Source organism: Flavobacterium macacae, from assembly GCF_003865365.1.
Classification (GTDB): domain Bacteria; phylum Bacteroidota; class Bacteroidia; order Flavobacteriales; family Flavobacteriaceae; genus Flavobacterium; species Flavobacterium macacae.
Window position 1 is genome coordinate 53,246 of sequence record NZ_RQVR01000010.1, and the last position, 15,682, is coordinate 68,927.

Here is a 15,682-nt window from a genome sequence, read left to right on the forward strand (position 1 = left end):
ATTGCCACGTTACTGCAAAATTTTCACTTCTAATTTGATTATAATAGTCCTTCCGAAAACGTCAAATTTTGTCTCTGCCACTAATTTTTTAATGAAGTAAATAGTTCCGATATTTACCGCATTAAAAAAAATAAAAATGGCTAATGATCTGGTTGGATATTCTAGGGCTGGTGATGTGTTCCACTACCGTTGGGCTGCAAGGAGATGCTTAGGGCTGGTTCTGCCTAATTCTGCTTTAAAAAAAGTAATTATTGAAGGTTCTGCAGATTTGGATAAGGCAGGAGAATATGTTATCGATGTTGCGGAATACAGTGATAATATTGTTGGTAATGAAAAAATCAATTACTATCAACTTAAACATTCGACCGTTCAAAAAGAAAAACCCTTTAAGTTAAGCGATTTTAAAAAAACGCTGGAGGGTTTTGCCTTAAGATACACTCAACACTCTAGAAAAAAGGAAAATTTTGACTTCCAATTCACGATAATAACAAATAGAAAAATAGACGATTCCTTAAAAGACGGTATAGTTGCTGTAGCGGAAAATAGATCTGTCAACAAAGCTTTTCTAAATACGCTGATAAGATATACCAAACTATCTGGCCCCCAACTTCAGAAATTTTGCTGCAAGTTTGTTTTTCAAGACGGCGAAGGAGATTACAATGTACAGAAAGACGAATTAAAAGTTGAAATAAATCAATTAATAACGGGTGCCACAGACAATTCACATCTCGCAAGCCTTACTTCGCTGATTCAGGAAAAGGTGCTTCCTGACTCTAACGGAACAGTTTTAAAAGAAGATATCTTGCGCTGTTTTGGAATTACCTCTGAAAAGAAATTGTATCCTGCCGAGACTGTCTGGGAAGAAATAGACAAGACGATCATACGCGAGCAACATAATGATTTAAAAAACAAGATTTTAGCATCCGTAAATCCGGTTATAATACATGCGGCTGGCGGCGTGGGAAAATCTGTCTTCACGAGGCAGCTCGTAAAATCACTTTCCGGAGGGTCGCTCGCAATAGCATATGATTGCTTTGGGGCGGGAAGCTATCGAAACCGAAGCACTACACGACATTTGCACCGGACCGCGTTAGTACAAATAGCCAATGAGCTTGCTACAAAGGGATTATGTGACCCACTGCTAGTGATGGATACAACCCTGAACAATGATATAATGAGGGATTTTCTTCAACGTATCGGTTCCGCTGCAAACTCACTGCGACAATCGGAAAATTCAGCAAATCTGGTAATAATCATCGACGCGGCAGATAATGCGGAGATGGCTGCAAGAGAATTCAGCGATATTTGTTTTGCACATGAATTGATAAGGGAAAAATTATCACCTGGTTGTAAAATAGTTTTTCTGTGCAGAACTGAAAGGATTGATTTATTAGAACCATTAAGTACAAATGATAAGTTTGAACTTGAGCCTTTTTCTAAAGATGAAACAGAAGAAAATTTAAAGAACCATTACCCAGATGCAACCGAACAGGATGCAATGGAATTTCATAGGTTAACTAACGGCAATCCTCGTGTTCAAGCTAATGCATTAGATGCCAAATTCATTTCGGAATCCGCATTACTTACAAGTCTTGGACCCTCAGGAAGCACCGTTGAAAGTCAAATAGAATTACAATTGGAACGTGCCGTATCAAAGACGAAGGATATTTTGCCTACACAGTTCCATAGTCACATTGATTCAATCTGTCTAGGGCTGGCCAGTCTGACACCACACATCCCGATTGAAATATTAGCAAAGGCTTCCAACGTTGACATTGATTCGGTAAAAAGTTTTGTCGCCGATATCGGGCGGCCGTTATGGATATCTGATGATTCCGTGCAATTCAGGGATGAGCCAACCGAAACCTGGTTCAGGAAAAAATTCTGTCCCAGGACAGCTGATTTTAAAAAATATATCACTGCCCTTGAACCATTAGCAGAAAATTCAGCATATGCAGCCCTGATGTTGCCACAATTATATTTACAGGCAGAGCAATATTCAAAACTTATTGATATTGCATTGTCAGATAAATATTTGCCAAATGAAAATCCGATCGATTCAAGAAACGTTCGTGTATATCGATTACAATTTGCTTTCAAAGCATCCCTAAAACTCAAGCAATATAATGACGCCGTAAAATTGGCAATGCGGGCGGGCGAAGAAGTTGCAGGAGACGAACGCCAATTGAAACTGTTACAGGAAAATATTGATCTTCTTGTTTTATTACAGAGCGAAGAAAAAGTAAAAGAAATTGCCTTTAAACGATTACTCAAAGGAAAATGGAACGGCTCGGAAAATATTTTCAGCGCATCCCTTTTATCTTCTATAGAGGATTATAGAGGTGAGTCGAGAGGCTTTTTACGCGCTGCAGACAACTGGCTGGATATTTACTTCACTGAAGCAAAGAAAATCAAAAAGGATTACAATAACGAAAATAAACTTGAGGATGGTGACATTCTTGAACTAGCATATGCACACCTGAACGTTAATAGTGTAGACGGATGCCTTAAATTCTTATCACGGCTGAAGCCACCCTTGGCTGTTTTCAGGATAATGGCCAATTTAACCTCTCGTTTGATTGATACCAGCCGATACGAATTGATTGACGAAATGCTGTCCAAGTGCACAAAAAATATCTATTTCTTTGTTGCCATTACAAGTGAACTGGCAAAGATTGGAAAGTTTCCTGTCAATGATATTCTTGAAAAGGCCCTTGAAATGCTTAGCAACCAGAGGACCAGAATTAAGCTGCCCAAACAAATATTCGAAGATAATATCACCCCTTCCATTCTATCATTCCTAGAAGCTTGTATTTATCGAACGCTCCCTAATGAAAAAATACTCAAGGCCTTACAATTCTATGTTGCTGAAGAAGCATCACAAATGGTTTACAGCTCGCATTCCACTAATGAGCGTGACACATTTTTAAGAGCTCTGGCATTACGCTCATTCATTTCTAAATCGACAGAGCTGACGATTGAAAATATTTTACCATCCAAATTAAAATCGAAAGATAAAAATTACGAAAACGCTGAAAATATTAAAGAATTCGAGCAAATAATTATGGGCTTGGAACCTTGGTATACGTTGCGAATAAATGTTATTTCCGGTACTTGCCATAATCTGCTTGAATCAGCCAAGATTGCGCATGAAAAGTCAAATGAAGGCTTGAAAAGCCGTTATAAAAGCTATGATTCATTGCCCGAGGAGATTGCATCATGCTGCTTGTCAATTCTTGTTCTTTCAAGTAGTTCCAATGAATCGCACGTAAAACAATTCTTCGATACGTTTCTTAAAAATAACAAGCGCCTAAAAACGAGTAGATTCATATCCGCAACAAGATCTGCGCATCGTTCAACACATCTTGAAACGCTGCGCAACGAATTAGAAATCTTCACATATGAACTGATAAAATCTAAAACGGATGACGCTCCGGATGAAATTGCAAATAGGTTCATAATGCTCTCCCGCGCCATATTGGTCAGTTCAATTGAAGATGCGAGTGTCTATTTCGAAGAAGCCGTTGAAGCCGTATCAAAGTTTGGAGATGAGATCATCCAAAGATGGGATGCCGTGGCTTCTCTGGCAGAACAGGCAGCGATGTCTGATAAAGCTTGTGAAGAATTGGCTTATCGCTTCATAAGGGTAGCAGAACTTGTGGGTGTGAACGTTAGAGAAAAATATTGGGATCGAAGTAAAGCAATCAATATATGTATAAGGATGTCTGCTCCTACCGGAATCGCCACTTTGAGCCGTTGGAGAGAAAGGGGCGTCGGAAGATTTGGATGGCTGCATTCAGGAATGATAGTAGAGCTCATCAGCTCAAATAAGATATCCGTAACTAATGGAATATCACTATCGAGATTTCTTGACCAAAGCCAAACCATTAGTTTGCTTGGAAACTGTTTAAAGATGCCTATTTCCAATGCCGACAAGACGCTAATTTTTGATGAATTGCTTCCACGCTTTGAAGTTGAGGGTTTAAATCTAGATCGCTGGAAACAAATTTTCAATTATGCCAAAGACCATCACATCGCCAATGAAAAGCTATCGATTATCATGAAATCCCTTGGAGGTACAAAAATTTTCAATCCTGAAAAACCAACAAAATTTAAATCTACGCGTGATCTTGTAAAATTCAATTGGCAAAATATTTTTTTAGACTTTGATGTAAAAACCTCATATGGGCTATCGCAGTCAATTAAACTATTCCATGAAAAGATTTCAGATCGCAAATTCTGGGTGCCCCTAAGTGTTTTTTGGTCTAAGGTCGTATCTCAAGTTGAAGGGGAAAACATATCCGGCTTTGTAGACTTGTTATTGTCTTCGAGCTTTTTAAGTCAAGATGATATCGAAGAAATTTTCAGGTTATTGCCAGATGATTGGCGAAATAAAGTCAGTACTAAGAAAAAGTATCCCCTCATTATCAAACAATTTGGAAAAATGTTTGCTCACGAGTTAACAACGTCCTATCATTATAATTCTTTTAAGACTGCAATGGGCTTAGATGCTGTCTTAGAATATCATTTAAAAGATGGAATTTTTGAAGGATTGTCAAGCGGAAATGAATTTGCAAATGCAGACATGTTTTTCGGATTTGTAGCTACCGCGGCAAATCGCATCAATGTAGAGGAAATAGGAAACTTGCTGGATTATTCCTTATCACGCTTTGAAATGCATCTCCCTGAAGATTTTGGGGACGGCCCGTGGAGCGAATCCCTTAGTCCAATAGCAAGTATAGATCAAAGTATTGCCAACTACATATGGTCGTCTCTAGGATCGCCGCAGGCCTCGATCCGTTGGGGTGCTGCACACTATATACTAAACCTTGCGAAATTCAATTGTACTGAAATATTAGATGAGTTGGTTATATGCTATGGTCATGATAACGCCGGGGCATATGGTGCTGAAAAATACCCGTTTTATGATTTACATGCCAAGTTATATTTTTTGATAGCCCTTTCGAGGATATCAATGGATGATACCAAACTTCTAGAAAAATATGCGGATCTGTTCTCTGCACTTGCGCTAGAAGGGAAACACATCCTTATCCAGAAATTCGCTAAAGATATTGCTACAAACATTTGCAAAAACTCAATTGCAACTTATGACAATGAAGCCATACATGCTTTACAAAACATCGGCAGAACGAAATATCCGCTAAGGAATGTAAAATATAACTACACCACTGATAGTTATTTACACTCGAAAGGTAAAGTAAAGAAAGATATTGACTTTCATTTTGGCTGGGACTTTGACCATTACTGGTTTAAACCTTTAGGCGAGGTTTTCGGTGTCCATGAACAGCAAGTAATGGAACTGGCCGCAATGATTATTGATAAAAGATGGGGAAATGTTGCCTGGGGTTATAATAACGACCCAAGAGTAGAACTTTGGAATAATTCATATGGTGAAAACAACACCCATCACGATCATGGAAGCTATCCCAAAATAGACCGCTATGACTTTTACCTGTCTTACCACTCAATGCTTATGGTCGCTTCTGATTTACTGGATAACATGCCGGTACTATTTAAAAGAGACTATTGCGAAGATGAGTGGCTTGAATGGGTTTCAAGGCACCTTTTGACAAGATCCGACGGAAAATGGTTATCTGACGCAAGAAGTCCAGTACCGCTTAAAAGACCATCATGGATAACAATTGATTATTCGCTACTCGCTACAGTACCGTTGGAGATAAATGAAGATGAGTTTTTAGAATGCCTTAAAAGTAAGCAGGATGATAACCTGTGGCTTAAGGTTAGTGGTGACTGGCAAGAAAAAAACCATTATCTGCAAGAAACCTATCATATTTCGTCAGCACTGGTATCATCAGAGGGTTCGCCTTCACTCTTAAATGTGTCTACGACTATTAAGAATTCTTATGACATGATTCTACCTTCGTATAAGGACAATGATTCTGAAATTATTTCACCCCCTTTCATACTCTCAGGCTGGATTAAAAGCCCAGAAACCTCTAAAGAGCTTGATCAATTTGATCCATTGGCGGGTGAAATAGCCTACCCTCCAAATTCCATTGGCAAAAATATCGCAGAAAAACTAAAAGTAATTGATAGTGCTGTAGAGCAACAATGGCTATCTCCGGTATCATCCCAGCCTTCAATAATAAATAAGATATGGAAGAGTTATCAGGAATCTAACAGGGAGGAAGCCGACCAGTCAGGCAATGTACTTGAATGTTCACTGGCCTTTTTAAAATACCTTTGTGCAACGCTTCAATGTGAACTTATAATCAAAGTCCAAATTGGCAGAAATCATGTACAGACCAGACACGGATCTTCAAAAGAGGATAAGTATCGCGAACCAGCATATAAAATCTTTATACTATCATCAAATGGAAAAATTAGAAGTACAGAAAAAAGCACTCAGCTTAGGTAAGTTATTTGTAAAGCAACTGAAGCTAAAAGCAGGTGATGATATGCTGTCAATGTGGATGGCACATTATATTGCTGAAAAGATGGCCAATGCTGAAAGTGCAGTTGGTAAACAAAAGGCTAAGTTGGATAAGGAATGCTTTGACACTATTCTAGCTTTATGGAAACACCGATGGACAATGCAACGTGGATCAAGACCTCTTGAAAATTTCGAATTATTATTTGAAGTGCTTCAGAAACTAGATCCTGATAAGGAAAAATCTTTTTATGTAGACAGGTTTAAGGATGATGACCTGAAGAAATTAAAAAAAGGGGCGGCTTCACGCGAGTGGCTGGACATTGCTATAGAGCTTGACAAAATCGCACGCTTAGGCATTGAGTATTCTCTTGGTAAAGCCACAGAAGTTTCAGAAACTGATCTGAGCGAGGAATGGTTGAAAAATTCATCAATGCTGACCGATAATGCAGACCGCAAAATAATAAGGATTCTCTTGGAACGGACACCTATTTTGGAACTTGAGGACGATGAATCAAACATTGCTTTTATGGAGAATTTAAAAATTGAGAAAATTAAAAATAGAATTGAATCTTTAAAGCATTTTTCTAAAATCAATACTAAACTTTTGGAATCTTTGGAAAGAGATCTTATTACAAAAGAGTAACGGCTCCAATTTCGGAATTGAACCCATCAATCACAATGAGTTCTTTATCTTTAAATTTATATCTAATTGAAATCAAATTTTGGATGATATTCTGCTTGTAATGTAGCTCGTTCTGAATTTTTGAATATCCCAAATATTGATTAAACGATGAAACAGAAATAAAAATTGGAAGTAGATCCTTATTATAACTAGCTCCTACATTTTTGAAAGCTTTAGCTAGATCTCGTCCATCATTATTAAAAAGACATATCTTTAGGCAAACTTGCAATTCTTTCAAACTGTCCTTTATCAAAATATTTTGAATTTTTTCGGGCTTATCGTAAATTATATTTTCCGCTTCATTTAATTGTGAGATTGCCTTGACGATTGCGTCATTGAATTTGTTTTGCTTTGTACTGATTGTAAATTTTGATTCAATAATTATGATCGCCTTTTTGTAAACTATTAAAAAGTCTGCCAGTTCCTCCTTGTTCGTCTTTTTTTCTGAATAGAATAATTCTTCATTCGGTGTAAAAAAATTTGATAGCGTTGTCCTGATTGCAAATTCTTGGTTATATCCATGCTTGCCATCCTTAAGATATTCATTAAAATTATAATAGGGCTTCTCATCAATCAGATTATCATTCCAAATTATGTTCTGCAGGGTATCGATGTAATTAGTTTTTGGTTCGTCCGAACAATCTCTGTTTTGAATTCTGATGATAAACTGTTCTTCACTGCTTATCAGCCATTCTTTAAAATTATCATAGCAAGATTTCTTTACCAAATCTATACAGAATATCTGGTAGTTTGCTTCATTAAAATATACAACTCTAATGATTTCAGATTTTACTAGTTCAATTACGATGTTTTCAAAGTTATCATAACTGTTACTTTTTTCACTGAAACCTTTACCAATAAAAAAAAACGGACAAGATTTATTATCTTCTATAATTAGCTTGATATTGGATGCGCTACGGTATAATGTGAATAAAATTGGACAACCTTTGATCAAAGACGTTAGCAAGGCCGTGTCCGGTTTTATGGACAGTATAACCTTACCGTCGGTAGTATTACTAATATAAAAACCTTGCTGCAGAGTATATATTTTTTCAAGTGTTTTCGAATCAAAATTATGTACCAACAAAATCTTGGAAAATTTATCGTTAATATTTAAGTAGCATCATTCCGGGGCAAAACGAATCTTTACCTGTCTAACACCCTACACCGTTATTGTCCAAATTTAGAGTGTCTAAAGATATTTATTTAAAATTTTAGTTTTGCTACTTTCGATTCTCTGGATCGATAATCGTGCTTCTAAAATTCTTTGCTCAATTTCATCAACTTCTATAATAAGTTTTTTCTGTATGGCTTTGGACGGAACCCTAATTGAAAGTGCTCTAATGCTATCCATTGATGCACGATTAGTCCTGGAGAATTGAACACGTTCACCTTCAACCCCAAGTGCCCATGCAAGATACTTAGGGTGGACATCATCCTTCTTTACACGTAGCACCCCACAATGATCCGTAGGATAAAATGGACTATTAGCCGGAATACAGTTAACCATCCAGTCGCCATCGATTCCCCATATTACTGAAGGTGTGTTGAAGCCTTCAAGTAAATTCTTATTGATCTTACCAAAAGGTTCAAAGACATTAGCGCTGTATACATCGATGCCTTCATTGTTTTTATTAAGTTCTCTCTTTAGGATACGTTTACCAATAGAAATTTTGAAATATTCTTCGTCATTTAGCTTAAATACCTTATCCGATTTCGAATGAGCATCTTCAAAAATCATGTTTAGCTTCACTCTCTCCTGTTCAATTGTATTAACTGACAAAATATACTGTTCTTGTAGATGACTGAACTCTTTAATAATTTGCTTTTGCGTTGGTGGGTCCGGAATTGGAATTTTGAGATCACTATAAAAATCTTCTGGAACCCTCCTATGTCCGCTGGATCCCGTCATATTTTGTTCGGCAACCTTCCGTATATATGAATTATTAAGCAGTGCAAAAATGTAATCACGTTGATTTAAATCATTACACCTAATCACGTGAAATTCCGAGCTGCCAAATCCAATTTTCGAGGGTAGATTAATAGCTACAGCACATTTTCCATTTTCCATACACGGAGTAATCTTTGCAATTAAAATATCGCCCTCCTGGAAATACGTATATCCTCCACCCTTTACATCCGCATATCGCTTTTGCTCTGTTTTGATTATAAAGCCATTGTCACTTATTGAGGCCATATCAATGAAGCTAATCAGGGTATCTTTATCAAGGTCTCGTAATTGGGTTTTTGAAGGGTTCAGATCTGAAATCATACCTAACTTGGTAAGTGGCCATTTGGATTCAAAGTTATATGTCGTCTTAGGTGTCAAGGTTATCGATTTATTAAAGTCAACCTTTTTAAAATCAATCATTTCTATTAATGACGAAGTAGTGACATAATCTTTTAAATCGTCAGAAATTTTAAAATTAGTACCTTCATAGTTTTGCGAGATCAAAAAATTAATCTTTTCAGAATTGTCGGTATCTTGAGGATCATATAAAGGTGTGTCAATATTATTTAAATTAAAAATATTGTTTAAAACCCTTTTGTCATCTTCCTCAATTATAATGTTTCCCTCCTCCGCATCGTCGACATCCTCAATATTACTTAAATCTGTTACTGTTACATCTCCAATGTATTTGATCCCTTCATTACCTTTTGCACTACTCCATTCATATCCTAAAAATTCCTTTATTTCTGTTGTTTTAGTCGGGCTCTTAATGATTAAGACATCCTGAGGATTCAAGCTCGCTAAAATATAAAAGTATAACTTGTCCTTCTCACATTCACATACATAATGAAAAAAGCGTATATCTAATTCATCCTGTTGCTGACTTTTTGATAAAGCTCTGAACGTGCTTTGTCGTATCCTATTTTTTAGATCTGCCCAATTATTAAATTCTTTTGAATATTCCTTAAATAAATCTGTATCACGAAGTTGTTTATTTATTTTCCCACGCAAGAATTCTAAATAATCCTCAAAGTCTAATTCTAAATAAATGCAATAATTCTTAATATAATGTCCGTCTTCAAAAATATTATCTTCAATAGTTTCACCCTTAAACCATAAGTCAACCCTATTTTTAAAATGCAATGAAGGGGCAGGGTTTTCCTTTTTTCTTCTTAGAAATAGAGTTACAGTATTTGTCCCTGTTTTTCCGAAAGTTCCTTTTCCAAATGCTGAAATTGCAACAATGTCAAAATAGCTGATAATAATTTCTCTCGTTGCAGTATAAATGTTTGTTGATCTTGAAGTGCTCTTCGATTTACCTTTTGTTAATATAGAGGCAGGGACAATTATCGCTGCCACTCCATCAGGTTTCAGCAGCTGCTTCGCACGTTCAATAAAAAATGTTTCAATACTGTTGTTATTTGAATAGCTCTTATCAGATATAGTCTGAATTAACTGAAATTTTTTACGATCCGGTTCAGGCAGAGTTTCTAAGAAACCCTTTACGCTGTATGGTGGATTAGCAATAAGTACTGAATATTCCCCATCTTTGACATTTGGCAAAGTAGCAAGTGCATCACCATAAACAATCTTAATATCATCCTGGCCGTACATAAAAGCAGAAACTTTTGCAACTTTAGAAAGACGATACTCTTTCTCTATTCCCAAAGAACTCGAATAATAATTTGATATTTCTGCATCTGGAATAGTTCCAACTATGCTTTTGATTTCCTGAGCGTACTCATTTAAGAAATGTCCCGCACCACAGGCGTAGTCAATGACTTTGGGAATTTGGTCACTGTCTGTCATTATTTGTTCTAATGGCAAAGATTTCAATATAAATTTCACTATCGGAATTGGAGTGAAAAATTGGCCTTCAGATTGCTTTACGCCTTGATCGAGAAACCCCTCAAACATATCTCCCAGGAATTGGTGTCCTTCCTCGGATTTTAGCTTGACGTCTTGTAGCATCTTAATTATAGAAATTAACACTTGGATATTTTGATGAAATAGTTTTTCATTATGCACATCAATAAAACCAAAATCATTATTATTATAAAATTTCAGTTCTTTGAAAAATTTCTTTATAGTTTCCCTTGTTGCGTCGGGATCCTTCTTGAAAAATCTAAATGCGTCTTCAATCTGGTTGGTACTAACGTAAACAACATCTTCACCTAAAAAACGTTGCATCCCTTCCTGATATAATTTTTGTAATCTGTCAACTAAATCAAATGGTGTGTCGTACGCAATTCCTTTCCAGTAGAATTTCAGTTCATCTGGATTATTAGTCTCGTCAACAATTTTGCATAAAAAAAGGTTAACTAGTTTATCAAAAGCGTTTTCCCTACCTGAAACATTATGTTGGCGAAGAATCGTAGCAAATTGATGATATTTACCTTGTATATCTCTGCTATTAATAGCATTAAGATCCGCAAGGGAATATTTTGTCTTACCTATTTCGTATGGAGATATATCGATTTCGAATAGGCCTTTAGTAGAATAGTCTAATGCATAGGTCTCTTTCCAGGCGAGATGAATATCTTCTTTATCCAAAAGCTTAGCTTGTGCATATGATAACGGTTCCGCCTTTCCATCTGAAAGCTCTTCCAGAAGCTTTTCGTTGTCTTTAAGAGTTATTAAATAATAATTGTGCAAAAGATATTCATCTACTAAATCTGCGGTATATAGTACAACAAATTGTGTGCTTCCAGCCTGTTTAGCGTAGGAGAAAATTTGTCCTCCATTGTTTAGGGTTTTTTTCCACTCCTCATCAAATTCCCTACCTGGAGTTTTACACTCAATAAGCAATAATGATTTACCAGTATTGTCCCTTACCATTACATCTGCCCTACCACCACTTGCACCATGCCCCACAATCCATCTCGGCTCAAGTTCAATGTGCTCTGGTTTGTAACCTTGAGCAAAAAGCCTGTGGATGCACTCGAATACAATAAAATTTTCTTTTTGTGTAAAACTTGAAGTAAATGTACCGCTCACCACAAAACCTTTATCTGTGGGGTAAATTAATTTTTCACTTTTAAAGTCGACTTTTAGATACGCATCTATGTTAGGAAAATCCTTATGCCATATGTTCCCTTTTACTGAAAAATCAAGTTGTTTTAAAACTTCTTTAAAATTATGTTTATCGATCACCGAATTAGCTTGTTTTGTTTCGGCTATAAATATACGGTTTCAGTTTCGGAAATACTAAAAGTTAAAAAGACAGGGTGGCAAAATTATTGAGAAATGTGGAGTCGCAGTTCTTTATTTACCTGTAGGTCCTCTACTCATGTTAACAAAATTTTTTAGAAAGTACTTGTTAGTCACATCATAAGAGTTGAATCTCCTTATTGTATAAACAATTATTGACGAAATTATATTTTTTCCTGATATCTAGCTATCTTAAATGCCTTAAAGAGTTTGGCTCCCTTTTTTTAATCAAAAAATTCATTTATCATGCTAAAAATATTTTTGATTTTATGTAAAGCGTCCTCTGACTATAATATGTCATCGGAAATTAAAACTTATTTTGCCCGGCGTTACTTTTGGAGTCATGCAATTATAATTCAACTTTGTAAGTAATGCGCAATACCTTTTAACATTGATTTTTTTATAATAATATGATCTCTTTAATTAATTCATCAACACTTTTACGTTCAGGCTTTCTCTTTGAAAGAAAATATTCCATTGCTTTAAAACAGTTTCTCATTTCTAAAAGATTTTCATCGGTAAAAGTTATTGTTGTTATACCGTATTGTTGAAAATATTCATTCCTTTTTTCCATTTCACGCCCCCATTTTACAGCTAAGTCCTTATTCATCTCGACTTGTGTTTTTGTTCTTATGCCAGAAATCGCCATATGTGTTGATTGAGGGCTTAGTTCAAAACCAATCCGTTCGCCGGTGTGACAATTTAAGATTGTGAAATCTAATCTATATTTGTGCTTCTGTTTAATTCCTTCATAGCGAAATTCAGGAATAAGGAAAGGTTCCGTTAAAGGTTCTGCTGATTTCCTTATGTATTCAGCATAAAACGCGAAAACTTGCTTTTCATAAATTGAATTTGAGACTCTTTTAAGAATAGATTCGTAAAACATTAAAAGATCGTCAAGATCACGGAATTCAAATATTGCATTATTTTCTGGATCTACTAAACCTGTTTGTAAAACATGACCAATAGTCCAATAGCCAAAATCAACTTTTCTGATTCGTCCTGGCTTATTTTGCCAGCTATCATCGTAAAATCTAGGTGCAATCAATAAACCCCAGAATAAAATTTCGGATCCAAACCAAATCGACCATAAATTTTCTTGAGGCTTATCTTTAATTCTAATGTTATAATGCCTGTAAAAATCTCGCTCTAAAAAGAGAAGGACATATCCGCGAATGGATTCAATCTTGAACATTTTCTGCATCATATTTGGTCTGCCACTTTCAATTGAATCTTTTAATCCTGATAACCAGTCCGCAATATAATCTTCGTATGTCATCCACTTTCCACGTACCATGTCAAGATTTTCGGCTTTATTTAAACTAATTGTTCCGTGAAGTGAAGAAAGTGAGGCAGCATAACCTTTAATTTCAGAATAATCTTTTAATACTGCGGGAAGTATCTTGTTAAGTTCATCTGTAATTTCACTTTCAATTTTTTCAAAATATACCGACTCCTTTGCTTTTTCTGATTTCACAATTTATTATTAAGATTGTTATTAATTTTTTTTGGACTGCAATAGTTGCGCAAAGTTGGAACTGAGTCCCTCCAGCAAGATTACGAGGTCGGAATATTATAAATTAAATCTATAATTGGCGTCCTGTCAATTAGTAAAATGTTTCATAAAATTGAGAGCCCTAAGCTCTTCAGCACCATTGTCACTGTTCAATTTATCTATTATATTCTCCCAGGTATTAATATTGTTACTTTGAAAATCTTGGAAGGCTTTCTTAACGGAAGGAAACTGATTTAGATCATTATCGTCAATTGTAACAATCTGACCATCATCCATGTATCCATAGTACATGCCAATTTGAGTCTCCCATTGTAATGCAGGCTTAAAATCTAATCTAGTGTAAATTTCAACAGTGTCTGTAAAGCAGCTTAATGAAATACTATCATGTTTACTTTTTAAAATATTTATCATATTTCTCAGGATGCCTTTTTTGCGCTGAGATTTAGAAACAATTGTAGAAATAATTGCAATATCTCTTGGCTTATTTATTACATTATGGTACAGAATAAATCCGGTCAAATCCTCATTTGAATCTTCTGTAATTATTAAATTAGTTGCATTAAGACCAAAAGTTCCAACTCTAGAAAGATATATTTTACATTTTTCACATTCTCTTACTTTAAGATAATCATAAATGGGACTTTGTTTATTAAAGACATTTATGCTTATCAAATTTGCATCATCTTCAACCAGCTTTATGATTTGGTTTACTTGCTTTTGAGATATTTCAGAAATTATTTTTGTTGTCATTGATAAATGAGTTATCGTTGCTACTAAGATTTTGCGGCTTTCGCATGTTGCGTAAATTGGCACTTAGTCTCTTTGGCAAAACTGCACGAAGTTAGAAAATATAATTTAATTCTGTAACTTTTAGAACAATAGCGCAAGTTGCTGTAAGCTTTAGCTATTGCTACCATATTATTGTTCGGTTGTTGTAGTCGATATTATCTGTGGAGATATTTTTCGTTTGTTCAAAGTTAAATGTGCCATTCTCATTTTCAGACACAATAGTTAATTCATTCATTATTGCTCCAATTAACTTAATGTTCTCGTCAGTAATGAAATCTCTATTTATTGCAAAATTATCTCCTTCTCCACCAAAAGGAACGCTTGGATATTGAATACAATCTGCATTATCATTGGCAACTGTTAAACAGACATTTGTAATAGCGGCAGTTACAAGATAATTTTTCAAATCATTTTTTGATGATTTCCTAAATTTTTCGAAAAAGTATCTGTAAACTTGTTTTGTAGCCTCTCTAATATCTTCATCAGATTTTTCAATAAACGAATCTAAAATTTCTCCATTATCAATATCATAAGCAGAAATTCTCTCTTCCAGATCAGGGGTAGTTATTATAATACAATTAAGCGGTTTGAGAATTTGCCAACGACCAATTGTTACATTAATTTTGTCGCCCACATTTTTATTCACTGCCCAATATTCTGCAAGTTCCATAAATGAAGTTGGCCTATTTTCAGACACATAAAATTTAGATTGATGTGGTCGATTACACCTCCCAAAAGAATGGATAAGGTTATTAGGGGTTATTGAAATATCGTTTATAGATGTAAAAAAATCTTCGTTATCGTGGGTTCGACTTCGAAATAAGAAATGACCGTGGGGAAGTTCATAAATTAGAACCGGAAATCTCTTGATTTTTAATAGCTGAAAAATAATTTTTTCATAGGCGTTTTCATCATTCTCCGATATGTTTTCAATGGAATCAATAATTTGGTTGATTTCTTCTACGCTCATTTATTTATCATTACAATTAACCTCCTCAGGCTTTGCGACCATAGCAGAAATTGCATCTGAGTTCGCTCGGTAAGATTGTACGAAGTTAGAAAATTATAATTAAATCTTATAAATCACTGGCCCTTAGACCGAGATAGTTTCTGGTGGTT

7 protein-coding genes are annotated in these 15,682 nt (G+C 35.4%); 2 read left to right on the plus strand and 5 right to left on the minus strand.

The window, feature by feature from the left end:
- Nucleotides 1–136 precede the first annotated feature (136 nt).
- Together EG849_RS09710 and EG849_RS09715 are read left to right on the plus strand one after the other, a co-directional pair.
- Nucleotides 137–6,400, plus strand: a complete 6,264-nt coding sequence (locus EG849_RS09710) for a P-loop NTPase family protein (protein ID WP_125012890.1) — start codon at nucleotides 137–139, stop codon at nucleotides 6,398–6,400.
- Nucleotides 6,357–7,058 (plus strand): hypothetical protein, encoded by a 702-nt coding sequence (locus tag EG849_RS09715; protein WP_125012891.1) that lies wholly within the window; start codon nucleotides 6,357–6,359, stop codon nucleotides 7,056–7,058. The genes EG849_RS09710 and EG849_RS09715 overlap by 44 nt, the downstream gene beginning before the upstream one ends.
- On the opposite strand, the gene EG849_RS09720 is transcribed toward EG849_RS09715, so the two are convergent.
- From EG849_RS09720 to EG849_RS09740, 5 genes are all read right to left on the minus strand, one after another.
- Nucleotides 7,045–8,064, minus strand: coding sequence for a hypothetical protein (locus EG849_RS09720; RefSeq protein WP_125012892.1), 1,020 nt, complete (start codon nucleotides 8,062–8,064; stop codon nucleotides 7,045–7,047). The genes EG849_RS09715 and EG849_RS09720 overlap by 14 nt on opposite strands.
- A 225-nt stretch (nucleotides 8,065–8,289) precedes the next feature.
- Nucleotides 8,290–12,201, minus strand: a complete 3,912-nt coding sequence (locus tag EG849_RS09725) for an N-6 DNA methylase (protein ID WP_125012893.1) — start codon at nucleotides 12,199–12,201, stop codon at nucleotides 8,290–8,292.
- A 457-nt stretch (nucleotides 12,202–12,658) separates the two neighbouring features.
- On the minus strand, nucleotides 12,659–13,735 hold the full coding sequence (locus EG849_RS09730) for a topoisomerase II (protein ID WP_125012894.1): 1,077 nt from the start codon (nucleotides 13,733–13,735) through the stop codon (nucleotides 12,659–12,661).
- 126 nt (nucleotides 13,736–13,861) lie between these two features.
- Nucleotides 13,862–14,524: a hypothetical protein gene (locus EG849_RS09735; protein ID WP_125012895.1), complete on the minus strand. Its 663-nt coding sequence runs from the start codon at nucleotides 14,522–14,524 to the stop codon at nucleotides 13,862–13,864.
- Between the two features lie 160 nt (nucleotides 14,525–14,684).
- Complete coding sequence (locus EG849_RS09740) at nucleotides 14,685–15,533, minus strand: RES domain-containing protein (protein WP_125012896.1); 849 nt, start codon at nucleotides 15,531–15,533, stop codon at nucleotides 14,685–14,687.
- Between the last annotated feature and the right edge of the window lie 149 nt (nucleotides 15,534–15,682).